A 22,372-nucleotide genomic window follows, 5' to 3' on the forward strand; every position below is an offset into this window, starting at 1 on the left:
TGTGTTGTCGGGCGTCATAGAAAGTGAGACTTTCGCCAAAAGTGTGAGACTTTTTTGACGTATAAAGAGAGACCTTTTTGAATACGGACCTGTTTTCAAAAGGCATTAAAAAAGGGAACGCAGATGCGTTCCCTTTTTCGTTTAATGGCAAGTGTGATCAAAGACTATCGTCCTGCGTGGCGACCATCCAGACCCGTTTTAATGGCAGCTCAGCCTTGATGTCTTCATCCAGGGCGCTCGTACTGTTCGAATAGCTGTTCTAGTATTTCCTTTTGTGTCCATAGGCGCAACCGGAAGAACTGCGAGGCCAGCTCCTTTTGGACATTGCCCTTGAACCCGCCCCCGGGCAACGAACAGGCCTTGATCGGCATTGAACTTGGTCATGGCGCCCAATAGCTTGTCTACCGGTTCTCGCCCGATAGCGGTGTCTTCGGACTTCACCTCCACGCACAATCGCGGTGATGAAAAGCCAAGTGGGCCAGATCCCGCCAAGATATCAGCCCCGCCGTCAGCACCTTCTGGACTTCGGTAGGTGGTGTAGCCTTGGGCTTTCAAAATGCCTTCGACTAGTCGCGTCAGATTGTGCCCCTTAAATCGTGCGGATATCAATGCCGCTATCTGATCTCGAGCCAGTTGATCAAGATCAGTGTCCACCGTATCCACATCGCTTGTTGCCGTCGTAGCAGCTTTTACTGGCGCTGCCAACGTTTCAGCCTTCCAACCATTGGAACGCATCGCATTGATTCTCTGCTCGGCGTTATTACGTTGAATGCGACAAATCGTGAGGAATGCGCCGAATGAGTACAACAAGTCCTGACCAAAATACGATCTGGGAATGGCTTCGCCAATCCACTTAATGGATCGCCAGTGGAAAAATGGGTTCGGCCCTGCTTTCTCGGCATGGTAGTCACCAGTTAACTCACCGATATAGACCACAGGCTGGGTCTTTAGCGGCAGCACAACCAGATCCCCTTTTTGCATCTCATGCGCAAACGGCCAAACCTGGCTCACCCAATTTTGAATAGTTTTCGGTTTCTCATCCGCATAACGATGGATCATCGCAGCGGTCAGTTCAGACCGCTGCTGCAAGATAGACAAGTCAATATCCAATTCATCCCGGGTCACGTAGACGCGACTTTCCTGTATGAATTTCTGTTCGTACTCACCATGAGAGCCAGCACGAATGAGCCAAATTGCCATGAAGAATCCTTACTTTTTGGACGAAGTACCGCCCGGCAGTGGTAGCAGGCCAAGTTCCCGTAGAAACTTATTGTGCAGGTCGGTGGCGGCTTGGATTTTCTTATCCAAATCCATCAGTTCCGCATGCACCGCCGCCAGATCAATCTCTTCCTCAGCCTCAGCCGTGCTCACATAGCGCGAAATATTCAGATTGAAATCGTTCTTTTCGATCTCCTCCATACTAACGCGCCGAGAGTAGCGCGGCTCTTCCTTGCGGTACTGATAGGTATCGATGATCTTTTCAATGTGACCGATTGCACCCTCGGTCATCTCATTTGTCCGCAGCAGTTGGTTTTGTCGCTTACCCTTTTCAAAATATTCGGCAGCATTGATGAACAGTACGTCGTCGGGCTTCTTGCACTTCTTCAATACCAAAATGCATACCGGGATGCCAGTAGAGAAGAACAAATTGGCTGGTAGACCGATCACCGTGTCGATGTGGCCATCCTTGAGCAGCTTAGTACGGATGCGGGCCTCGGCGCCGCTACGGAACAGCACCCCGTGCGGCAGAATGATGGCCATCACTCCGTCTTGCTTCAGGAAATGAAAGCCATGCAGCAGGAAGGCGAAGTCTGCTGCCGACTTCGGCGCCAAACCATAGTTCTTGAAGCGAGCGTCCTCACCTAGTGCCTCGCTTGGCTCCCAACGATAGCTAAATGGGGGGTTGGCAACAATCGCATCGAATTTCGGCACCTTTGCCGGATTGGTCTCACGCAACATGTCCCATTCATTAAGCAACGTGTCACCGTGGAAAATTTCAAATTCCGAGTCTTTCACCCCGTGCAGCAGCATGTTCATGCGCGCCAGGTTGTAGGTAGTTATGTTTTTCTCCTGCCCGTGAATCTTGCCGATACCATGCGTCCCCATGCGGTGGCGCACGTTCAACAGCAAAGAGCCAGAACCGCAAGCAAAATCGAGCACGCTGTCCAAGTGCGAACGCTGGCCAGTGGAGGGATCTTGACTATCCAGAGTGACGATCGCCGACAAAATATCTGAAACACGCTGCGGCGTGTAAAACTCACCTGCTTTTTTGCCCGAGCCAGCTGCGAACTGACCGATCAAGTATTCGTAAGCATCGCCCGTGGTATCGCTATCGGTGGAGAATTGACCGAGACCCTTGGCGATCTCGGCAATGATCTTGCACAACCGGGCATTGCGCTCGGGATAGGACTTGCCTAGCTTATCGGAAGCTAGGTTGATCTCCGAGAACAGTCCCCGGAACGTACTGGCAAAAGACTCTTCCTCAATGTACTTTAAGCCATCTTGTAAGGTACTAAGCAACTCATCATCCTGAGTTCGAGCCATTTCCGATATGTTGGTCCACAGATAATGCGGCTCAATAACATAATGCACCTTGCGGCGCATTTGTTTTTCGAACTCAGACACGTCGGCTGCATTGTCAGCGTACCAAAACGATAGCGGGCTTAGACGATCATCAGGCTCCAGTTCCGGGTAGTCTGCACCTAGTTCTTTCTTTGCGGCCGCTTCATAGTTATCGGACAGATATCGCAGGAACAAAAAGGCCAGCATGTAGTCGCGGAAATCATCTGCATTCATGGCGCCGCGTAGTTGATCAGCAATAGCCCAGAGGGTCTTGCCTAGTTTTTGTTTTTCGAGATCAGTCATGGTGTACCTGCTGGCCCAGCAGCCGGTGCAGGCTGAGGGAATAAATCGGGGTTGAATGGGTAGCGATTCAGGAAGCCATCAAGAATCGTCTTGAAATGCTCCTTGTTCTCGTCTCCCATCGGCACGGGTTCAAACAAGGAATAGTCGCCGTGGCTCAGGATGTTGATGAGCCGGGCATGCAACACGCCTTCCGGGTCGTCAGCATCGTCGGTCGGGATACAGGCCGAGAACTTCGAGAAGCCATGGAAACTCGCTGACTTCTCCAGCACCGAACGCAGCATGTTGAAGTGGTAGGTGTACAGATCGCCCGACTGCGCTGCCTGGTACAGGTCTGTCAGCACCGCCACATGGTGGAAGAACGGAGTCGCCCCGGTGTAAGCCGGGTATATGAACCGTCCGTCTTGGAGCGCGACAAGAAGTGCGCTGATACCTTTTTCGACTTGCGAGCATCAAGCTCGTTATGCATCACATTGAAAAACAATGGATGGTGAGACGAAATGACCACCTTCAGCGGGTTGTCCGCCTTGTTCAACAGCTGCGCAAGGTGATTACCCACCGAGATGGCGTTGTGCTCATCGAGCGACGAAATCGGATCGTCGATGTAGACGTACTTCACCCAGCGGTAGGCCTCGATCTCCGGGTCCATCGCCAGCCGCATAATGGCGAGGAAGAAGCACCAGACGAATAGGTTCTCTTCACCGCGCGACACCTTGATGTTGTCGATGATCTGTCCGTCCACCGTACGCGAGAACCGTACCACCCATTCCTCGGTGTCGATGCGGAAATCGAAGTCCGCATAGCGCTGCAGCAGTGGCCGAATGCGGTTGTCCATCTCCAGCTCGGCCAAACCGGCGAAGAAACGCGAATCGGCGTTCAACGTCAACTTACGATCATTGTCGCCCTCGAGGTCGTTGTCCCAGTGAAAGAGATCTTCGGTGAAGGCATTGAAGTACAGAGTGTCACGCGCCTCGGCATCGGCGCCGCCGCCCTGCTTGCCTATGTCCTTGAAGGCCATGGACAAGCGGGTTTTGCCGGTGCCGTTGTAGGCGTAGAGGACGATGGTCTTCCTATTTGTCAGTTCGCTGCGCAGGTGAGTGGCTAGTGCTGGCAGATTGGCGAAAGTCTGTGCTGGTTTCATGCGTGCATCTCAAGCATGACCGGGAACAGCTGCTGCATAAGCCCCTTCTTGTGAATCTTAAAGGCGTCGATCTTCTGGCTTTGAGCGGCGATTAGATTGTCAAGGGAAGAAAGACAGCGTGCGATTTCCGCTTGTTCTTCTACGTGCTCTGGAGAAAGAAACTCAAGATTCTCAAAATCCTTCTGACCAAGTGTCTTGTTTCTACCGGCTCCTCCAGGAGAGGCTATTCCCAGCAGCTCCTTTCCCTTCTTTGTCAGGAAGAAATATTTAATGAAATCGACATTGGATTTGCTCTTCTGAGCGACGTACATGGGAAACCGATGGGAAGCAATCATTCCTTTTTCCTGCATTGACGTCACAGCGACAGCCTGCTCCCAAGCGAAAACGATGTTGACCACAAAGGCGTTTTCTTCCACCCAAAAGACTCGCTTGTCTCCCAGTGCCTTTCCGCTGACAAAATCTTTGTGGAATAAACCCTTCCCGTGAGATCGAATTCCTATCTCCTGATAAGTCGCGCCACTATCCACGTCTACCGGTTTTGTCGATCTTTTCAGCAGATCAGAAATCTTCCTTCTTTTCCATTCGCTTGCCTCCAAGAACTGTGGGAAGCGAAATCGAGGAATAGTTTCGTCCTCGCGGGGGAACAGATGTTGCATTAGGCCCCTTTTGTGGGCTTTGAGATTTTCTAGCTTCTCGACCTCCCTCTTGAATAGTTCGTCGATGGATGACAGGAAATTGGCTATTTTTATTTGTTCTGTGTCAGAAGGGACTGGGACGTCTAGTGCGAGAAACTTTTCCGGAGAAATTCGTTTGAGAGTAGTGCTTGTCCCAGTTCGCTCGATATTAAGGCGCTCGTAGCTTGCTTTTAGCCAATTCACGAAGAATGTCGAGGATCGGTTGGATTTGAACGAATACGCAGGCACGTCCGAGGACGAAGCGAATCCGTCGAGCGCATCCGGCACTATTCCGAAGGCGCCATTCAGCAAGTCGATCTTTGAGAAAACGAATTGCCCGGCTCTGCGATTGAAATAGTTCGCACCCCCAGTAAGGTTCGTCTTCTCATTCTTCACCACGCCATTGGCGTGCAGTTTGACGGTCAGGAGCCTGTTTTTGTCGAAGGCCTCTGTCTTCTCCGACGTGTCGGTGTGATCAAAGAAATCACGAACTCCGACCAGGTCCCGTGTCTCCTGAAACTCCGGAAATCTAAGCCGTGGTACCAGCGCCGACTTTTCGTTGTTCTGTTCGCTCATCACGCTTGTGCCCTCATTGCTCATACACACTCAGTCCTGAGATATCTCGTCCTTGCGCCAGTTTGTGTAACAACGGCGTCAGCTCTTCCATCAACGCCAATTCCTTCTGCGTGCGGGCCTTCCAGCCCAGATCCAGCGGTGCCATTAGCTCGCTCAGCGCTTCAGCATCAAAAATGTGGCGGCGCAGCACGCCATCGACGAAGGCTTGCAGGGCGTCGGCTCCCACGCCATGGCGTTGCGCCATCTCGGACAGCACCCGATTTTTCTTCTCCGCCTTAAAGCGATCAAAACCTTTGCGAATGGCGTCTTCGTCCAGGGCCCGCCCACGGGCAGCCCACGGATGTACTCGGCGATATCATCGCGGTCGTCGATGAACTTGGCATCGGCCTGGATCAGGCCGATGAGTTGCTCGCGATTCAAGGTCAGCTTGCCGGGTTTTTGCTGCGTCATGCGCGCGATCAGGCCCATGATGTAGTCGTAGTCGATCACCGCAGAGGCGAAGAGCACGAACTCGAAGTCGAGCTGCTGCACTTCGGGCGGGGTTTGGTCGCGGTCTTGCTGGGCCTTCAAGCGCTTGGCAGTCTCCGTGTACATGCCCTTGAAGCCGAGCATCTGGTCGGGTGGCACGATCTGAGTGATCTGCGTTTTCTGCTCTTCCGACAGGTCGGTGTATTGGTCCAGCTGCGTTTTAAGCCGCTGCACTTCTTTGAAGAGGTTGACGAACTGGCTGCGCACGGCATCGCCCTTCAGGTTGGCAACGTCTTCCGGGGCGTTCGTCAGCCCTTGTGACTGCATGAAGTCCGCCAGCTTTTGAGTGGCAGCTTGCAAGGTATCGATGACCTTGGGCGCCGGATCCACCAGCCAGATTTCACGCGGGTTGTTGGTCTTCTTGCCCGAGAACAGCGTGATGGCCTCTTCCACGGGCTTTTGCTGCTGGCGGAAGTCGAGCACATTGCCATAGGGCTTGCTGTCGTTCAAGACGCGGTTGGTGCGCGAGAAGGCCCTGGATCAGGCCGTGGTACTTGAGGTTCTTGTCCACGTACAGCGTGTTGAGGTACTTGGAGTCGAAACCGGTGAGCAGCATGTCCACCACGATGGTGATGTCGATCTTCTGGCTGTGCGGAAGGTCAGCATTCGGGTATTGCTGGTCCTTGATGCGCTTTTGCACGTCTTGGTAGGTACAGGTCGAACTCGGCAATACGGTGGTTGGTCCCGAAGCGCGCGTTGTAGTCGGCCATGATGCACGTGAGCGCGGCCTTCTTGCCTTCGGGGTCCTGCTGGTTGTCGGCCTTCTCCTGCGGCAGGTCTTCCTGAATCTGCTGCACGTCCTTGTTGCCTTCGGCAGGGGGAGAGAACACGCAGGCCACGTTCAGCGGGACGAAGCCGTCATCCTCAGCCTGCTTCTTGTCCTGCAGTTCCTTGAAGGCCTCGAAGTACTCGATGGCATCGTTGATGCTGGCAGTGGCCAGCACGGCATTGAACTTGCGCCCGTTGGTGGCGGCATCGTGTTTGGCCGGATGGTCTCGATGACCTTGGCTTTCGGCAGCCCCTCGCCAGGCTTAGGCGGCTTTTTGCCCTCGGGCTTGAAGAAGTCGATGTGGAACTTCAGGACGTTTTGGTCCTCGATGGCGTGCGTGATCGTGTATTCGTGCAGGCAGCGCTGGAACAGGTCATCCGTGGTGCGGTAGCTGGCCTGCTGGCCTTCGATCTGCACGGCCGTGGCGTTGTCCTTGAAGATCGGGGTGCCAGTGAAGCCAAACAACTGGGCCTTGGGAAAGAATTCCTTGATGGCCTTGTGGTTGTCGCCAAACTGCGAGCGGTGGCACTCGTCGAAGATGAACACCACTCGCTGTTCCCGCAGGGGCTCCAGACGCTGCTTGTAGGTCTCCTTGCCCTGCTTTTCTTTCTGCTTGTTGCGCTTGCTGTTCTCGTCCAGCGCCAAACCTAGCTTCTGGATGGTGGTAACGATCACCTTGTCGGCGTAGTCGTCTGACAGCAGGCGGCGCACAAGTGCTTCGGTGTTGGTGTTCTCTTCGACGCAGCCTTCCCGGAAGCGGTTGAACTCTTCGCGTGTCTGGCGATCCGAGGTCTTTGCGGTCCACCACGAACAAGCACTTGTCGATGTCCGGGTTGTCTTTGAGCAGGGTGGAGGCCTTGAACGAGGTCAGCGTTTTGCCCGAGCCGGTAGTGTGCCAGATGTAGCCGTTGCCGCAGTTCTGGTGGATGCACTCCACGATGGCTTTGACGGCATAGATTTGGTATGGCCGCATCATCAGCAGCTTCTGCTCGCTGGCGACCAGCACCATGTAGCGGCTGATCATCTGGCCCGAGGGTGCACTTGGCCGGGGAACTTTTCTGCGAAGCTGTCGAGCTGGGAGACCTTCTTGTTGTCTTCGCTCGCGAACTGGTAGACCGGCAAGAAGCGCTCATCCGCATTGAAGCTGAAATGCCGGGCGTTGTTGTTGGCGAAGTACCAGGTGCCAGTACGGTTACTGACAATGAAGAGCTGCAGGAAACACAGCAGCGTTTTGCCGTAGCCATTGCCGGGATCGGTCTTGTAGTCAACGATCTGCTGCATGGCCCGGCGCGGGCTGACAGACAGGGCCTTCAGCTCAATCTGCACTACAGGTACGCCATTAATAAGTAGCATCACGTCGTATCTGTGATGACTGTTATCGGTGTTCATACGCAACTGGTTGACGACTTCAAAATCGTTCTTGCACCAGTCCTTGATGTTCACCGAGGGTGTAGTTCAGCGGCGTGCCGTCGTCGCGCTCGAAAGCGTTAATGTTTCGTAGCGTCTGGGCGGCGTTGTAGACATCGGGCGTGATGATGCTATCCAGCAAGCGTTGGAACTCGCTGTCGGTCAGCCGTACTCGATTGAGCGCTTCAAATTTTCTTCGGAAGTTGGCTTCCAGAGCAGCGCGGTCGCGAATATCCTCGCGGTAGGTGTACTTGAGATCGCCAAGCTTAGCGATCAGGTCCTGCTCAATTTGGTGTTCTGTAGTCGTCATGAATCTTACCCTGCCGTTCTAATTGCGTTGACGTGGCAGGATGACCGCTTTTTGTGGCATATCAGCGCCATTCAATGCCCCCTCTCTTTAGATTCTCCGTGCAAGCTATCTGGTCTCAAGTCGTGACTACGCGCGTACTCGAGCACCGGGATTTCAATCATCGAAGCCACCGAACGGCGCTCGCGATCAGCCGCCAAGCGCAATAGCTGCTTGATCTCGGCAGAGGTACGGATAGACAGGGTTTCGTCCTTCAGGCGTGACATGGCGTCGTCTCGTCAATGATGTGCTGCAAATGTACTGCATTTTGCATAAAATTGATAGAGATCGGGCTCGCTAGGGGCACCCACGCCACAGTGGTATCACAGGTGGAATCGACGAAGGCTAGTGACATACATATATCAATAACTTGTTGATTTTAATATGTTTTTTGACTTTTTGAGTCGTTTAATTTAGGCTTTGGGTTGTTAAAACACCCCGATCCAGTTGAATGAGCCCCTTCGCCCACCTGCTCCACGCGCTACGGTTACAGCATGGCATCCGCCAGGCTGAGCTGGCCGCGTTGCTGGGATACGAGCAGAGCTACATCTCAGCTCTGGAGGTGGGAATCAAAGGGCCACCGACCGACGAATTTGTAGACCGCTTGGTACAAGGGCTGCAGCTCACCCAAGGTGATGAGGTGCGCTTGCGTGATGCGGTATCAGCCTCGCAGCGAAAGCTGGTCATAGACCGGGACACTCCAGAAGACGGCTACTGGTTGCTCAAAGAACTGCGGGAGCAGTTTGAATCTTTGTCGCCTGAGGCAGATCCGCATGCTGCGGGATGTGCTTCAACTGGGGCAAGAAAACGAGCCCGCCCAGAAAGACCCCGTTCGGCGGGTGCCTCGCCGGGACAGAATGCAGGAGGCTCCAATGTAAAAACGGGACAAACCTTTCGGCTTGCCCCGCTTCTTGGGGCACTTGCATACCCCGTCTAGACAACGCAAGTATCCACAGCGCCTCCTCGCGCGTCAAGCCGTTCCCCTCATAGCGATCTGTTTTTGTTCAGCTTTATTGCTGGACATGGGCGTACTTACGCCCAAAAACGGATGAATTGGCAAACGCATTGACGTTGGCGGGCATCGCTTTGCCGCCAGCAAGGAGCAGTCATGTCCACAAACATGTGGCGAGGACGCTGGTATGGCATGTCACCACAAGGTGATGCGCATCAGCGCGCCAGAGAAGTTGTCCGCCCCACCGGCACTATTGTGCGCGGTAAATTCCCGAGCCGAAAAAACGGCCGTATGGTTGACCATGAAGGTCTGCTTGAACTGGATGCCATCTACCTATTCGAGTGCAGCCCGGAAATTGTCCGATACCGCGAGCAGCCGTTAACGCTGACCTATCCTGATGGCCACCGGCTACGCCGGTATACACCAGATTTTGAGCTGGTGCTCCGCAGTGGGGAAATCATTCTGGTCGAGATCAAGCCAACGCGCAGCTTGGTCAATGATGAGGTTCAGCACAAATTGGCCCGGTGGCCAAGCACCTCGCCCATACCGGTCAGCGCTTTGCGGTTCTGACAGAGCAAGAGCTGCGCATGGCACCCGTGCAAAGCAATTTGCGTTGGGTTTATCACCAGACAGACCGGGTACCGGTCTCTGCCGAACAGATTCGCGCAGCACTGGCGCGCCACCAGTCGGCATTCCCACTCTCGATCAGCGCCGCTATTCAGACCCCGCCCAGCCCGAGGCTCAACCCTTTCAACATGCTGGTGAGCGGATGGCTGTACTGCCCAATCGATCAGGCGGTATCGCCTGCTACCCATCTTCATCTTATTCAGGAGGAAAACCATGTCTGGTTTCGCATTACGCAAGAGCATGACTTTTGAATGGGATGGCACGGCCTTCCGTATCGATAGGCTTCCATCCGATGGGTCAGCCTTGATAGAGCGTCTGTCAGATGGCCAGTTTTCAACAGTGAGCCGCCATCAACTGCTGCAGGCCTTTGGCGCAGGAAAAATCCGCACGCTGTCGCAGGAAAAGAACCAACCCACGGTCCCGGACCGTATTTTTATGGAGCCGCTGGCCAGTATTCCAGAACACCTGCAAAAGGAAGCCAGACGCCGTCACCAATATTTGCAAGCCATTGCGGATGCAGGTGTGGCGCCATCCTCCAAGATAGAGCTACGGGATGTGGTCACCGAGTGCGCAGAACAGATTGGCGACCTGAAGCCGCCGTCGCGAGCGACCATTTTCAGGTGGTATCGTAAGTTCATCCAGCAAAACGACACCCGCGCGCTGATCCCCAAATATCATCGGAGGGGTAATCGGCAACTTCGACAACCGAAGCTGATTCTTGATATGGCCGGGCAAGCCATCGAGGAGGCCTTCAAGCTTTCCCCTCGCGCGTCTATACGGCAGATCTATCATCGCTTGGTCGGCAAAATCGAGCTGCACAATCGCAAGTTGCTACCGATTGAGCACCTGAAGGTGCCAAGCGAGCGGACGGTTCACCGCATGGTGCAACAGCTCGAGGCTTTCCAACTGGTGGCATACCGCGATGGCAAGCTTGCAGCCAGTAAGAAATTTCGGCGCGTCCTCAACAGCGTCGAGACTTCCCGTATTCTGGAGCGAGTGGAAGTCGATCACACCCCGCTTGATCTGTTCCTGATCGACGAAGTTTCTGGATTGCCGCTTGGCCGCCCGACGCTGACCGTCATGATTGATCACTTCAGTCGGATGCTGCTGGGCTACTACCTCAGTTACGGCAATCCCTCCACGGCGGCGGTCATGGGTGCCCTGCGTCATGCCGTTTTGCCCAAAGAGTTGAGCCATGCCGCGATACCGGGGCTAACCATTGAAAACCAATGGGAATGCTATGGCCGTCCTGATGTGATGGTCCTTGATAACGGCATGGAGTTTCACAGCAATGACCTTGAGAGCGTTGCCTTCGATCTGGACATCCGCCTCCAGTATTGCCCGAAGCATGAGCCACGCTTCAAAGGTGTGGTTGAGCGGTACCTGAAGACCATCAATTATTTCTTCGCGCAACAGCTACCGGGCACCAGCATGGCAAGGCTGCATTTGCGCGGCGACTACGACCCGATCAAACACGCGGTACTGACCTTTGCTGAGTTCAACCATCTTTTCCAAAAATGGGTGGTGGATGTGTATGCCGCCACACCACATCGAGGGCTACATGGGCGATGCCCACGTGATGTGTGGAAGGACGGATTGCAACATCGCGAACCTGAGCTTCCCGAAAGCCTGCAGGCCTTGCAGTGCAGGATTGGCCAGGTTCAAGAACGTCGTCTGCGGCCTGACGGCATTCAACTCAATGGCATTCGTTACAACGGTGACAGCCTGACCAGAATCTTGCAGAGCTATGGGCCGGGGTGAAGGTCAGAGTCCTGTTTGACCCGAACGACTTGGGTGAAATTCAGGTGTGGGGGCCCGATGATGAAGCACCGGTACAAGTTCTCGCCCTGGATCAGAAGGGGACGCGAGGCCTGACCTTGACCCAAAACGAACTCATCCGCACCGCCATGCGGGAAAGCGGAGCGGAGAAAGACGATCCATCCGCTCGCCAGCGCGCCCACTATGAAATTGCCCAGTGCTGTTGACCAATTGATGGCCAGCCGCAAGCAACGTGATCGCCGTCGTGCGGCCAACATCCGGGGTGCCAATAGCCATCAACCGGAAAAATCCTTATCACCGCCGCCCCAGCCTTCCAAGCCTGTTTTGAAGGTCGTGACCCAAAAGTTAAAACCGACCGCAGAGTCTTCCGGGGCAGCGTCACCCCCTATGCCCCTGCTGCCTGCATTCCAGCTGAAGCGTAAACAAGGAGGTACGCCATGAACCTCCGAGAAGTGGCTGCACAGCTACAACGTTTCGACGAAGACTACATCCCGTTCCCACCCTTTGTCGCAGCACTGGATGCTATCGAAAGCCATTTGACGCTGTTTCGAGAGTCCGGCCTGGTCCAGAACCTGCTGGTGCTTGGTGAGAGTGGCACCGGCAAGAGTAGTTTGTGCCGATGGCTGACAAACAAGTATCCGAAGGTGATCGCGACTGATCGGGACATTCTGCCTGTGTTGTTTGTCTCCATTCCCCCGGGCGGCACGGTTCCCAATCTTGCAGAGTCCATCTTGGCGGCGCTCGGCGACCCCGATCCGAGTCAGGGTAAGAATTCCGTCAAAACCGCTCGGATCGTCAAGCTATGCGCGCAATGCAAAGTCGAGTTGTTGCTGCTGGACGAAGCACAACACCTGCATGATCGGGGTCAAGCCGGGACCCACTATTACGTGGCGGACTGGCTCAAAAGCCTGCTCGACGCACTACAAATTCCGGCTGTATTTTTGGGCTTGCCACGGCTCGAAACATTACTGCAAGTGAATGAACAGCTTCGTCGGCGTTTTACCCAACGGCTTCACCTGTCTTTGGGCCAAGGAGAAGCGGCAGACATCCACCATGAAAGTCTTCAGTTGTTCGTCTCGCTGGGTGCCTGTCTATCCATACCACTGACGCCAGCACCTTTCAGCTGGGATGAGCTGGGCATGCGAATTTTCTTTGCCAGCGATGGCCGTGTTGCCTATGTCAAAAAGCTGCTGGCAGGCGCCTATCGTCAGGCACTGGAAAACCAGCTGCCTGTTATTGACCCGCCGCTACTGGCGCAAATTTTCAGGCGCGATGTATGGGTGCAGGGAGTCGGTGCGCTAAATCCATTCGAACAGGATTTTGAATTCAGACGTTTGGACCGAGGATTTGAGCCTTTCGAGCGTGGCACCCACTACACATCGGGGAAACGCGGGAGGGAGGCACCATGACGCCTTTCGCACGTTACCCGGTTCGCCCCGTGGTTCAACCGGGAGAAAGTCTGGCTGGCTACCTATATCGGTTCTACAACGACAATCACCATAAGGTACCTGCGCCTGCCTTGGCTGCCGCGATGCAGATGTACCAAGGCAGTGAGGCAAAGCAAGCTACGGCCAACAGTATCCTGTCGGTCTTGTTCGGCAAGGTCGCTCACCGGATGCACGCTACTGGCAGACACATCAATTATTGCCAAGCGCAACGGGTCACGTTCAGTCATCACCCGCACCCCAAGCCCGAGGCCGCTACCCAGTTCTGCCCAGCGTGCATTGAAGAACGGCAAATTCACAAAGCGCTATGGGAATTGCCATTCGTTGAAGCCTGCCCGGTTCATGAGACAGCTTTGCTGGAATCTTGCCCCACATGTGACCGCCCCTACACCTGGTCGAGCCTGAACCACGACTGGGCATGCCGGTGCGAAATCCCTATTTCAGAACATACTTGCCCACGCGCCTCACGCAAACAAGTCCAACTGGCCCGGTTCATGGCACGGGTAGACAGTGCGTGGTCGACCGGAGAACGGCAAAGCGATCGACGATTTCTCGCTGGTCAATTTACACGCTGCCCTCGTCTGGCTGGATGAGGCCGTCAAGACTTGCCTCAGGGTATGGCCTGCAGGAAAAGACCGACCAAACTGGGGGCCAGCTCAACGCCTGAAATTCTCATTGCGAGTACTGTCAGGGCCAGAGCAAGAGACGCTGCGGATTTTACGCCGTCTACTGCTTCGCCATTGTTTTCCAACTGGGGAGTTCCCTCTCGTTGCCGCCACATTCCCTAGCTTGCTCAATACTTTCGAGCAATTGCTGGCAACAGCCTTACACAGTGGCAATCTCTTAATCCAGCAGCTTGGACAAGGACTCCAGTGCGATGATAGGTACTGCCCGGATCAAGCCCGATGCACTAGGTGGTATCTATCGATCAGCACGGCTCTCGGATATCAACTGGACCTCTGGCAGGGTTGCCTTATCCATATGGTGGGCAAAGCTTGTTCCCATATTTATCAGCATGCCGCCGGTCGATCGGTACCGCGATCTCGAAGCAAACCAACCAGCCAAGAACACGCTGATCACAGGCATCCTTAATAGCTGGTGGGCGGCAGCAAATACCAAGAGGCAACACCCCCGGTTTGATCTGCTATGTCAGAGGTGGCAAGTGAGTCACACCATCAAACACGAGATCAACGCCGATGAAATTCTGGAGGTACTGGCCAGCTACCTTGCGACGCTGCGGGCCTCGGAGCTGCATTTCATCTTGGATTTGACCAAGGAGTGCATGAATTTCGGGGTCGAAGCATGTGAGGAGGCAGTGTCATGACGAGAATAACTGCCTCTGCACCAATCATTCCTGTCGTTCGTCCAAAGCCCGAACCTGGCGAGGCACTGGCGGGCTACCTTGCCCGCGTGGCTGCAGAAAACGGCTTTGAGAATGGCAGGACACTGTGGTCAGCGCTGTTCAAAAGTATGGTGGGCTACCAGCAAGAACCGTTGACCAGTTTCCTCGAGGCACTGGATCTTTCCGCCCGTGAGCGTAGCCTGCTCGGTGGCCCATCGCCACGCTATTGTCGCTCACCAAGCACCCATACCTTCGGCCCGGGCCGCGCCATGTTCAATCTGGATTATCGACGCTGGTGCCCCTTGTGTACCGCGACAACGGAATTTATTAGAACCGAATGGACATTGAAGTTCTTCTGCGCGTGCCCTGAGCATGGTTGCTGGTTGGTATCGACCTGCTCAGAATGCGGACAGCGCTTTCACATGGACAGTATCCAGTTCCGTCGATGCCAATGTGGCGCAAGAATGGATAGTTCTGGTATCGACTTGGCACCATCCGCAGTCATCAAACTCATGGCAGCTTTACGTGGCGCCATGTATCAAGAGGCATATCCTGGCTTGCCAAACCTATCGTTGCAAGACTGGTGCCGCTTGCTGCTCTACCCGGGCAGTTCGCTCCAGACCAGCAGCCGAAACGTCCAGGGCAGATTGCCAACCTTGCAGACTTGCTGATCGCAAAGGCTATCGCCACGAACATCGGCCAGTTACTCGATGACTGGCCAGTCAATTTCAATGCGCTTCTATCATCTATCCAAGCCCAGCAAGGACAGAGCACCAGCCTACGCAATAGCTTCGGCGTTCTGCACCGAGTGCTCTATCAAGACCTTGCTGGTACGGGGTTCGACTTCATACGCGTCGCTTTTGAAGAGTATGTAAATCTCAACTGGTGGGGGCTAGTTTGCCGTAGGCACAAGGGTTTCAACCCCAAAACACTTACTGCGCATCCCCGGCTAGCGTTGAAGGAAGCTGCAAAAATTTGTGATACCTCCCTCGCGGTGATCAACCACCTGATCGACGCAGGGAAAATTCAAGTCGATGAATACGTTTCCGCTTCGGGGCGACGGACACGCTCTATCCATCAATCTGATCTGCCAGAGCTGAAGAAACTCGCAGCAGGTTTTCTGTGTATGGCTGACGCTTGCACATTTCTCGGCATACCTGAGCGTCGCGTGCATGAACTGATCCTTGCAGGGAAAATCACGCCGCTTGCCAGTCCTGGCGAAACACGCAGCGCGCGTTGGTATCTACCGAAGTCAGCGCTGCAATCCTTGATGTTTTCAGGCTCTGCGTCGACTCCGGCCGACGCGATAGCTATTTCATCGGTACTTCGAGGTGGCCGATTGGACGATGGAGAATTTATCGCCATCGTTAACGGGCTGCAGAACGGCGAGCTATCAGCGGTGGGGGTTGTATCTTGCCCTATTGGCCGGGTCGCCGTCTCAAAGAAAGCCCTCGACGAGTTCAGGTTGCGTTGGGCGATTCAGCACCATCGCAGCCTCAGCATTGACCAAGGCCGCCGACTTGTTGGAGTTGAAGCAGCAAGTCACTTACCAACTTGCAAGACTTGGTTTGCTCCGAACGGACGAAGATCCTGACGGCCGATTGGCCGTCTCAATGGCTCAGATCCAGCGGTTTCAGCGCAAGTACACATCTTTGCAATCCATTGCCAAGCGCATGAACACGTCCCCACGCGCCGCTCTTGCGCGCATTTCGGCCACACCAGTAGCCGGACCTAGCATGCACAACTGCCGCCAGTATTTCTTCAGGCGCACGGATGTGGCGGAGCTGCTTGAGGATCAGTAGCCGGGGCGCGGCACTGGATTGATGCCCATCGCCGAATGGGCGCACCGTACCGTCTGGCAGCTCCTCCATCAGTACACCGTTTTCTAGGAAGTGCGTAACAATTCCTTTGCTACGCAGGCTTTCTCTCGCCTCCGTGCTGGCTTCTACTCCTGCAACTACCCACTGATGAATATCTGTTTGCATGATAAGAACTCAACATGAAATAATGACAAATAGATCATTGTATATAAGTGAATTTATACCAGACTCGACTCCAACCAACATTCGAAAAATTTGAGAGAACCCATGAGTAAAACGACACAACCACATAAGGCACCTACCGAAAAAGAAGAAAAACCATCCAAGGTAAGTCAGCTTATTACTGAAAACCCATTCAAAGCATTATCAATAGGGGCGTTGTGCTGGGGTAGCTTATTGCTTTTTTTGTTCTTCAATAGAATTGGCTACATGCCTGATGTCAACATAGAATCAATAACTTCTGTTCTTTATGCTTTATCTTTACTAGGATTTACTGTATCAGTATACACAATGCTCGTAATGGTGCTACCCGGTCTTTTTCTTGCGCAGGCAAAGACAGCAACAGAGGGGGTCTCACTGGGGCATCTGATATGCATCTGCATGGGCGCAGCTCTTATATGGGCGATTTGCATGTGCAAAATATTGGACGTACAAATTGGATCGTGGCACATCAGTTATCTATTTGCATGGGTGTCCGGTATTGCTATCGCCTTAGTAGCGCCAATCATTGGCATGTGGATCAACCATAAGTGGCCTCCTGAGAATTCAGCAGAGGCTGAAGGCAACACTCCACGCTCAAAAAAATGGAATCAAAAAGATAATAAACGGGAAATTTATTTCTGGTCAGTTGGATCTCTCGGAGTGTTATTCGTTCTTCTCTTTATATCTCTACTGTTCATTGGTGTATTAGGACTCGGCGGCTCCATCAGAACAGCAACCGGATGGCAGGCTACAATTCAAATCACAATGTTGACGTTTTTGATTGCTTTTGTTTCTGCCCTTATTGCAGGAGTGAAGCCGACAGAGACAGCAAAAATAACCCTGATTTTCGCCCCAAGTGTTTTATTCATTGTTCTCAGCGTCACCGGAAGTTTTTCAGCCATTCCGATGATTGCAGTAAAGAGTTTGCAGCTTGGTGAAATTAGCGCAGCTAGAATAGCCATCTCTGGCAAAACATGCAATGAAGTCAATCAGGCTTTAGGCCAGAAGGTATGTGTGTCAGGAGGCGCGGACGAACCAACTGCGATATGTCCCGTCTCTATAAAATCTCGAATTGGTGGGCAGATTGTTTTAGAATTCTCTCGGCTCGCCGACAGTATAGACGACAAAAAAATCATCATGTCAATTGGGTGACGACTCAAGGGGAGATCGAAGGAAAAACCGGGAGAAGAATAAATCGCCGAATCATTCTCGACAAATCTAAATTATTAAGCTGGCAGCCTTTAAGTAGCATTGATGAGGCAGATGCCGAAAACTTAAAAAATGCATATATCACACCCCATGTCGCTACATGGTTAGACTATGCGCAGGTTGTTTCAGATCCGAAATCGCCACCTCGCAACAAAAACATTGAATCAGTAATAAATGAGCGATGCGGCGAATTCATTGCACCCGAAAAATCAGACAAAAGTGAGACCAAAGCAAGCCAATCTAAAAATTCAGAAAAATAAATCTACTGGAAATTCAGACAACATCAATCAGCATTGATGAGATTCCGGCGATCACGGATGCTTTCGATCAGGTCTCACTTTTTCATGTTTACCTAATAGAAAGTCTCATTTTCTACGTCGAACTTATCATTCCTTGCTATCACAGAAATTGAATTTTGCCTGTGATATCATAGCGTGCTGGTCTCAAGTTTTATGTCATCCGACATGTGTCGGGTGACACCAAAAGTGAAAATTGTGTCAGGTTAGTGAAAAAATACCGACGCAATTAATGAAAAAGCCACCGGGAGCGGTGGCTTTTTTCGGCCATTGCCGCCGTTCGGCTTGCTTACCTGATCGGTCGGCAATGAATCGGTTACCTGCCACTCGACCGAGAATCGCTTTGAATGTCAGCTTCGCAATCCGCCGAACTCACACCACTGCCCCTGAACAGCCACTTACCCTTTCAATCAGGCCGCGTCTGCTTGACAACTTTTTTCTGTCATTGGTCAGAACTTGCACGGGTCATCGGTCGCTCATGAGCTAGGTTAGCTGCAGCTCCGGGCATTTCTTTATGATAATATCATCATTTGTCAATCGGTGAGGGTTATAAACCCTGCCACCAATATAAATTTTTATATGGATACCACTGCCCGTATAAATATTGTTAGGCAAAAGGAGTGTTATGCTAATTTCGCGTGCTGAGTTGATTAAACAAGGCGTTATGCAAGGAACATTTCCTAAGCGTCTATATAAATACCGCCCTCTTGATGGCGGAGAAGGTGAAAAATGGTCGTTGGCTATTCTGGAGAAATCCGAATTTTGGTTTGCCAGCGCACCAACATTCAATGATCCATTTGACTGCAATCTTTCTGAAGTTCTTCAACATAGCGAGAAGGACTATGAGGCGTACCTCACAGAGTCAGGCCTTACTCCAGAGCAGAAATCGAACATCTACATGAGAATGGCCGAGGACCCGTCATATATAAGAAATAAAGCCATTAAAAATAGGGAAAAAGTTATAAATTCAAAAGGGATACTTTCGTTATCCTGCAACTACGATCAAATATTGATGTGGTCCCATTACGCCTCCAGCCATACCGGAATGGTCATTGGGTTAGACCTTCTGGAAGACCCTGAATTCTTTGTAACTCCATTGCGTGTCTCGTACGTTGACGAGTATGAGCCACTTGACTACTTCGCAGATCAGAAGGGAACCATCGAAAAAAACATTACGACTAAATCACTGAGCTGGGCGTACGAGGAGGAAATGCGTATTTTTAAGAAATCTTTTGGAACGCACTCAATTGTACGGCAGGCAATTAAAACAATCCACTTCGGGTGCAAAACACCTGATGAAAAGATGCATGAAATTATCAAGAATTGTGCGGGATGGGGCCTAAGCCACGTGCGCTTCTACAAGGCCTCGCAGGCGCATGGCGCCTTTAAACTGACGTTTGATGAAGTTCATGGCTAGTTTGCCCGGCAATTCGCTGCTGAGCTCAAACTTTGATGGCAGCTTTTCTATTAACACCGGCCGTTCGTCTGCCAGATAGTTGATTATTCCCTATGTCCGCAACTGTCCGAGAGTAGACCTTTGGCAAACATCTGATCAACTTCTGCAATGGCCGACAATTTGCCACTGCCACATCTTGCTTCTCCCCCCTCGGCACGCCTTTGAGTGCATTTCGTCCCCTCCGTACAAACACCTACTCTCGCCACGGTGTCTTGCCCCATCCATGTCGTCGGCATAAACTCGCGCTTTCAACCGTTCGTGAACACTCACGTCACCCGACGTGACAAGACTCCATGGATCTGTCTGCCCTGCTCGCCAGCTTCGCCAGCGCCTTCACCCAGCACCAGCGCCTGCTCACCCTGCAGCTCGAGGCCCCATCGCTCAGCGCCGAATCGTTGTTGCCCCACGCGCTGGACGGCCGCGAGGGCGTCTCCGAGGCCTATCTCTATCAGCTCACCTGTCTGTCTCCCGATACCCATCTTGAACTCAAGTCGCTGCTCGGCCTGACCGCCCGGCTGGGGGTACAGGAGGCCGATGGCCGGGAGAGTATCCGCTGTGGCGTCGTCTCGCGCGCCGAGTTGTTGGGCGCCGATGGCGGTTTCGCCAAGTATGCGCTGACCCTCGAGCCGCCGTTTGCCCTGTTGCGCCACCGCCGGACTTCACGGGTGTTTCAGGATCTGACCGTCCCGGAGATCGTGACGCAGATCCTCCACGAGCATCAGGCCAATAATGCCGTCTTTGCCCAGGTGCAGACGCTGAGCTTTCACACCCAGCCAGCCGCTCCCCGCCGGTATTGTCTGCAGTACCGCGAGAGCGATTTCGATTTCATCGTGCGGCTGTTGCAGGAAGAAGGCTATGCCCGGCGTTTCGAGCACCACGACGGGGAGACGCCACAGGTGGAACTGGTGGTGTTCGACGATCCTTACAGCCTGCCCGCCGCGCCGTTGGAGCGGGTGCGCTATCACCGTCGTGATGCCACCGAGGACGAAGACGGGCTGACCGACTGGTCGGCCAGCCGTCAGGTGGTCGCCAGTCAGGTGGCGTTGGCCAGCTTTGACTACCAGCCGGTGGCGACCCAGCACAGCCTTGACCAGAGCCGTATCGATCAGGGGGCACGCGGCGAGACGCTGCAATCCACCTTGCAGGACTACGATCCGCAATCGCTCCACTATGCCAATGACGCCGATCAGCTTGGCCAGTATGCCCAGCTGCGCCAGCAGGCACACGATGCCCAGTGCCAAGACCTTCAGCGGCAGCGGGTCAGTCCGTGGTCTGTGTGCTTAAGCCAATGGTTCCGGCTGGATGATCATCCGGCGCACGAGGGGGACAGCCGTGAGCAGCGTGAATTCGTGGTTACCCGGCAGACCTTCCGGGCGCGTAACAACCTGCCCGTCGACCTGCAGGGGGCGCTGTCCGGCCTGATCGGCCAACCCGAGGCGGATGCGGCCAAGTCGCCGTTCGAGACCGAATTCACCGCCCAGCGGCGCGGTCTGCCGCTGACGCCAGCGTATGCACACAGCGAGCTGGCCCGACCGACCTCCCGGGGGGGTACAGACCGCCACGGTGGTCGGCCCGGCGGGTGAGGAGGTGTATACCGATGCCCGGGGGCGCATCAAGGTGCAGTTCCACTGGCAGCGGCCAGACGAACACCCGACCCTCGGCGCCAATCTCGATGACCAGTCCTCCTGCTGGCTACGGGTGGCCATGCCCTCGGCTGGCGCTAACTGGGGGCACCAGTTCATTCCGCGCATCGGTCAGGAAGTGCTGGTCGACTTCATCGAAGGCGACATCGACCGCCCGGTGATTGTGGGCGTGCTGTACAACGGTAGTCATGCCACCCCGGCCTTTAGCGGCGCCGGTGCCCTGCTTACCAACAAGACCCTGTCCGGCATCAAGTCGAAAGAACATCAGGGTGGGCAATACAACGAACTGCTGTTCGACGACACCCCCGGCGAAGTGCGGGCCAAACTCAGCAGCGAATCCGGCAAGACCCAGCTCAACCAGGGCTTTCTGACCCAGCCGCGCACGAACGGCAAAGCCCAGCCGCGCGGTAACGGCTTCGAACTGCGGACCGACCAGCACGGCGCGATCCGCGCCGCCCACGGTCTGCTGCTCACGACCGAGGCACAGAACGGGGCCAGCTCCCACAGCTGGCACGGGAACACGTGCAAAGCCAGCTCGATGCCGCCCTCAACCTGAGCCAAAGCCCGGCCGACACCGCCAGCGCCCAGTTGGCCGACCGCATGGAAACCGGGCCGGAGGCCATCAATCCGGACAACAGCGCCGCCGGAAAGAAAGACAGCGGCCACCTGCAACACCACGTCGCGGCCCTCAAAGCCCGGGAAGCCAGCAACACCGATAAAGAGGGCAAGACCGCCAAAGACCAAAGCGGTCAGCAACCCTTGCTCATCCTGTCCGGCCCGGCCGGTATCGCCAGTGCCAGTGAACAAAGCCAGACCCTCAGCGCTTAAGCACCAACCTTAACCTGATCGCCCAGCGCGACAGCAACCACACCACCGGCCGCCGCTGGCTGCACAACGTCGGCCAGCACATCAGCCTGTTTGTGGCGGGGGTGAAGGACAAGGTGGCGCTGAAGCTGATTGCGGCCAAAGGCAAGGTACAGGTGCAGGCGCAGAGTGGGGAGATGGAGCTGACGGCGGACCAGGATGTCACCGTTACATCGTGTAAGGGCAAGGAGGTATTCAACGGTAAGAAAGAAATCCTGCTAACTAGCGGTGGCGCATATGTGCGGATCAAGGACGGCAAGATCGAGCTGCACGCCCCCGGCACCGTCACCTTCCAAGGAGGCAGCCATGATTGGAGTGGTCCGGATAGCATGACGATCCCTATGCCGGTTTTTCCGAATACCGTATGCAAGTCCTGCATGGCTAAAGCTTTTAATCAGGCCAATCCATTGGTGGCAGCCAAATGATGGCCCATCT

The 22,372-nt window shown here is 54.1% G+C and carries 30 protein-coding genes and 2 pseudogenes; 17 read left to right on the forward strand and 15 right to left on the reverse strand.

Annotated elements, in window-relative coordinates:
• Positions 1 to 198: 198 nt before the first annotated feature.
• From GKE73_RS08795 to GKE73_RS08855, 14 genes and pseudogenes are all read right to left on the reverse strand, one after another.
• Positions 199 to 1,200, reverse strand: a complete 1,002-nt coding sequence (locus GKE73_RS08795) for a restriction endonuclease (protein ID WP_230369767.1) — start codon at positions 1,198 to 1,200, stop codon at positions 199 to 201.
• A 9-nt stretch (positions 1,201 to 1,209) separates the two neighbouring features.
• A complete protein-coding gene (locus GKE73_RS08800) occupies positions 1,210 to 2,865 on the reverse strand; it encodes a type I restriction-modification system subunit M (RefSeq protein ID WP_230369768.1) in 1,656 nt (551 codons plus the stop codon).
• Positions 2,862 to 3,206 carry a hypothetical protein gene (locus GKE73_RS08805; protein WP_230369769.1) on the reverse strand — a complete coding sequence of 115 codons (345 nt, stop codon included), beginning with the start codon at positions 3,204 to 3,206 and terminating at the stop codon, positions 2,862 to 2,864. Before GKE73_RS08805 ends, GKE73_RS08800 begins: the two co-directional genes overlap by 4 nt.
• Positions 3,200 to 4,003, reverse strand: coding sequence for an AAA family ATPase (locus tag GKE73_RS08810; RefSeq protein WP_230369770.1), 804 nt, complete (start codon positions 4,001 to 4,003; stop codon positions 3,200 to 3,202). Before GKE73_RS08810 ends, GKE73_RS08805 begins: the two co-directional genes overlap by 7 nt.
• A complete protein-coding gene (locus GKE73_RS08815; RefSeq protein WP_230369771.1) occupies positions 4,000 to 5,253 on the reverse strand; it encodes a restriction endonuclease subunit S in 1,254 nt (417 codons plus the stop codon). The genes GKE73_RS08810 and GKE73_RS08815 overlap by 4 nt, the downstream gene beginning before the upstream one ends.
• Before the next feature lie 13 nt (positions 5,254 to 5,266).
• Positions 5,267 to 5,509: a type I restriction endonuclease subunit R, EcoR124 family gene (locus GKE73_RS23090; RefSeq protein WP_312854411.1), complete on the reverse strand. Its 243-nt coding sequence runs from the start codon at positions 5,507 to 5,509 to the stop codon at positions 5,267 to 5,269.
• Complete coding sequence (locus GKE73_RS08820; RefSeq protein ID WP_280954851.1) at positions 5,407 to 6,231, reverse strand: type I restriction endonuclease subunit R, EcoR124 family; 825 nt, start codon at positions 6,229 to 6,231, stop codon at positions 5,407 to 5,409. Before GKE73_RS08820 ends, GKE73_RS23090 begins: the two co-directional genes overlap by 103 nt.
• The gene (locus GKE73_RS08825) at positions 6,122 to 6,421 is read right to left on the reverse strand and encodes a type I restriction enzyme subunit R domain-containing protein (RefSeq protein ID WP_230369772.1); all 300 of its coding nucleotides are present in this window, start codon (positions 6,419 to 6,421) and stop codon (positions 6,122 to 6,124) included. Before GKE73_RS08825 ends, GKE73_RS08820 begins: the two co-directional genes overlap by 110 nt.
• A complete protein-coding gene (locus GKE73_RS08830) occupies positions 6,381 to 6,725 on the reverse strand; it encodes a type I restriction enzyme subunit R domain-containing protein (protein WP_230369773.1) in 345 nt (114 codons plus the stop codon). The genes GKE73_RS08825 and GKE73_RS08830 overlap by 41 nt, the downstream gene beginning before the upstream one ends.
• A pseudogene (locus GKE73_RS08835) lies at positions 6,623 to 7,270 on the reverse strand (DEAD/DEAH box helicase family protein); the annotation flags it as partial. The gene GKE73_RS08830 and the pseudogene GKE73_RS08835, both read right to left, overlap by 103 nt.
• Before the next feature lie 121 nt (positions 7,271 to 7,391).
• A pseudogene (locus GKE73_RS08840) lies at positions 7,392 to 7,574 on the reverse strand (DEAD/DEAH box helicase family protein); the annotation flags it as partial.
• Positions 7,571 to 7,993 (reverse strand): type I restriction endonuclease, encoded by a 423-nt coding sequence (locus GKE73_RS08845; RefSeq protein WP_230369774.1) that lies wholly within the window; start codon positions 7,991 to 7,993, stop codon positions 7,571 to 7,573. The pseudogene GKE73_RS08840 and the gene GKE73_RS08845, both read right to left, overlap by 4 nt.
• Positions 7,959 to 8,267, reverse strand: a complete 309-nt coding sequence (locus GKE73_RS08850; RefSeq protein ID WP_230369775.1) for a type I restriction endonuclease — start codon at positions 8,265 to 8,267, stop codon at positions 7,959 to 7,961. The genes GKE73_RS08845 and GKE73_RS08850 overlap by 35 nt, the downstream gene beginning before the upstream one ends.
• A 71-nt stretch (positions 8,268 to 8,338) precedes the next feature.
• Entirely contained in the window at positions 8,339 to 8,530 is a 192-nt protein-coding gene (locus GKE73_RS08855) for a hypothetical protein (protein ID WP_230369776.1), read from the reverse strand.
• 224 nt (positions 8,531 to 8,754) lie between these two features.
• Here GKE73_RS08855 and GKE73_RS25585 point away from each other — a divergent pair, with 224 nt between their 5' ends.
• The 10 genes from GKE73_RS25585 to GKE73_RS08890 all read left to right on the forward strand — a co-directional run bounded on the left by GKE73_RS25585 (position 8,755) and on the right by GKE73_RS08890 (position 16,042).
• Positions 8,755 to 9,240, forward strand: a complete 486-nt coding sequence (locus GKE73_RS25585; protein ID WP_376767311.1) for a helix-turn-helix domain-containing protein — start codon at positions 8,755 to 8,757, stop codon at positions 9,238 to 9,240.
• 171 nt (positions 9,241 to 9,411) lie between these two features.
• Positions 9,412 to 9,825 (forward strand): TnsA endonuclease N-terminal domain-containing protein, encoded by a 414-nt coding sequence (locus GKE73_RS08860; protein ID WP_230369777.1) that lies wholly within the window; start codon positions 9,412 to 9,414, stop codon positions 9,823 to 9,825.
• Positions 9,826 to 9,842: 17 nt separating this feature from the next.
• The gene (locus tag GKE73_RS08865; RefSeq protein ID WP_230369778.1) at positions 9,843 to 10,133 is read left to right on the forward strand and encodes a hypothetical protein; all 291 of its coding nucleotides are present in this window, start codon (positions 9,843 to 9,845) and stop codon (positions 10,131 to 10,133) included.
• The gene (locus tag GKE73_RS08870; protein ID WP_230369779.1) at positions 10,096 to 11,643 is read left to right on the forward strand and encodes a TnsB C-terminal domain-containing protein; all 1,548 of its coding nucleotides are present in this window, start codon (positions 10,096 to 10,098) and stop codon (positions 11,641 to 11,643) included. The genes GKE73_RS08865 and GKE73_RS08870 overlap by 38 nt, the downstream gene beginning before the upstream one ends.
• Positions 11,640 to 11,867 (forward strand): Mu transposase C-terminal domain-containing protein, encoded by a 228-nt coding sequence (locus tag GKE73_RS08875; RefSeq protein WP_230369780.1) that lies wholly within the window; start codon positions 11,640 to 11,642, stop codon positions 11,865 to 11,867. Before GKE73_RS08870 ends, GKE73_RS08875 begins: the two co-directional genes overlap by 4 nt.
• 246 nt (positions 11,868 to 12,113) lie before the next feature.
• Positions 12,114 to 13,070 (forward strand): TniB family NTP-binding protein, encoded by a 957-nt coding sequence (locus tag GKE73_RS08880; protein WP_230369781.1) that lies wholly within the window; start codon positions 12,114 to 12,116, stop codon positions 13,068 to 13,070.
• Positions 13,067 to 13,699 carry a TniQ family protein gene (locus GKE73_RS25590; protein WP_376767312.1) on the forward strand — a complete coding sequence of 211 codons (633 nt, stop codon included), beginning with the start codon at positions 13,067 to 13,069 and terminating at the stop codon, positions 13,697 to 13,699. Before GKE73_RS08880 ends, GKE73_RS25590 begins: the two co-directional genes overlap by 4 nt.
• Positions 13,700 to 13,962: 263 nt before the next feature.
• Positions 13,963 to 14,430: a hypothetical protein gene (locus GKE73_RS08885; RefSeq protein WP_230369782.1), complete on the forward strand. Its 468-nt coding sequence runs from the start codon at positions 13,963 to 13,965 to the stop codon at positions 14,428 to 14,430.
• Positions 14,427 to 15,119: a TniQ family protein gene (locus GKE73_RS25595; RefSeq protein WP_376767313.1), complete on the forward strand. Its 693-nt coding sequence runs from the start codon at positions 14,427 to 14,429 to the stop codon at positions 15,117 to 15,119. Before GKE73_RS08885 ends, GKE73_RS25595 begins: the two co-directional genes overlap by 4 nt.
• A complete protein-coding gene (locus GKE73_RS08890) occupies positions 15,032 to 16,042 on the forward strand; it encodes a helix-turn-helix domain-containing protein (protein WP_230369783.1) in 1,011 nt (336 codons plus the stop codon). Before GKE73_RS25595 ends, GKE73_RS08890 begins: the two co-directional genes overlap by 88 nt.
• Before the next feature lie 16 nt (positions 16,043 to 16,058).
• Here GKE73_RS08890 and GKE73_RS08895 read toward each other — a convergent pair whose 3' ends face one another.
• Positions 16,059 to 16,433 (reverse strand): hypothetical protein, encoded by a 375-nt coding sequence (locus GKE73_RS08895; RefSeq protein ID WP_230369784.1) that lies wholly within the window; start codon positions 16,431 to 16,433, stop codon positions 16,059 to 16,061.
• A gap of 102 nt (positions 16,434 to 16,535) precedes the next feature.
• On the opposite strand from GKE73_RS08895, the gene GKE73_RS08900 reads away from it, so the two are divergent.
• The 7 genes from GKE73_RS08900 (at position 16,536) to GKE73_RS08930 (ending at position 22,362) form a co-directional block, all read left to right on the forward strand.
• Positions 16,536 to 17,621 (forward strand): hypothetical protein, encoded by a 1,086-nt coding sequence (locus GKE73_RS08900; protein ID WP_230369785.1) that lies wholly within the window; start codon positions 16,536 to 16,538, stop codon positions 17,619 to 17,621.
• The gene (locus GKE73_RS08905) at positions 17,618 to 17,938 is read left to right on the forward strand and encodes a hypothetical protein (RefSeq protein ID WP_230369786.1); all 321 of its coding nucleotides are present in this window, start codon (positions 17,618 to 17,620) and stop codon (positions 17,936 to 17,938) included. Before GKE73_RS08900 ends, GKE73_RS08905 begins: the two co-directional genes overlap by 4 nt.
• A 661-nt stretch (positions 17,939 to 18,599) precedes the next feature.
• Positions 18,600 to 19,391, forward strand: coding sequence for a DUF2971 domain-containing protein (locus GKE73_RS08910; RefSeq protein ID WP_230369787.1), 792 nt, complete (start codon positions 18,600 to 18,602; stop codon positions 19,389 to 19,391).
• A gap of 332 nt (positions 19,392 to 19,723) precedes the next feature.
• Positions 19,724 to 21,013, forward strand: a complete 1,290-nt coding sequence (locus GKE73_RS08915; RefSeq protein WP_230369788.1) for a type VI secretion system Vgr family protein — start codon at positions 19,724 to 19,726, stop codon at positions 21,011 to 21,013.
• Entirely contained in the window at positions 20,994 to 21,629 is a 636-nt protein-coding gene (locus GKE73_RS08920; RefSeq protein WP_230369789.1) for a type VI secretion system Vgr family protein, read from the forward strand. The genes GKE73_RS08915 and GKE73_RS08920 overlap by 20 nt, the downstream gene beginning before the upstream one ends.
• The gene (locus GKE73_RS08925) at positions 21,596 to 21,901 is read left to right on the forward strand and encodes a hypothetical protein (protein WP_230369790.1); all 306 of its coding nucleotides are present in this window, start codon (positions 21,596 to 21,598) and stop codon (positions 21,899 to 21,901) included. The genes GKE73_RS08920 and GKE73_RS08925 overlap by 34 nt, the downstream gene beginning before the upstream one ends.
• Positions 21,902 to 21,960: 59 nt before the next feature.
• Positions 21,961 to 22,362, forward strand: a complete 402-nt coding sequence (locus GKE73_RS08930; RefSeq protein WP_230371445.1) for a DUF2345 domain-containing protein — start codon at positions 21,961 to 21,963, stop codon at positions 22,360 to 22,362.
• The last annotated feature ends 10 nt before the right edge of the window (positions 22,363 to 22,372 follow it).

The organism is Paludibacterium denitrificans (assembly GCF_009707705.1).
Classification (GTDB): domain Bacteria; phylum Pseudomonadota; class Gammaproteobacteria; order Burkholderiales; family Chromobacteriaceae; genus Paludibacterium_A; species Paludibacterium_A denitrificans.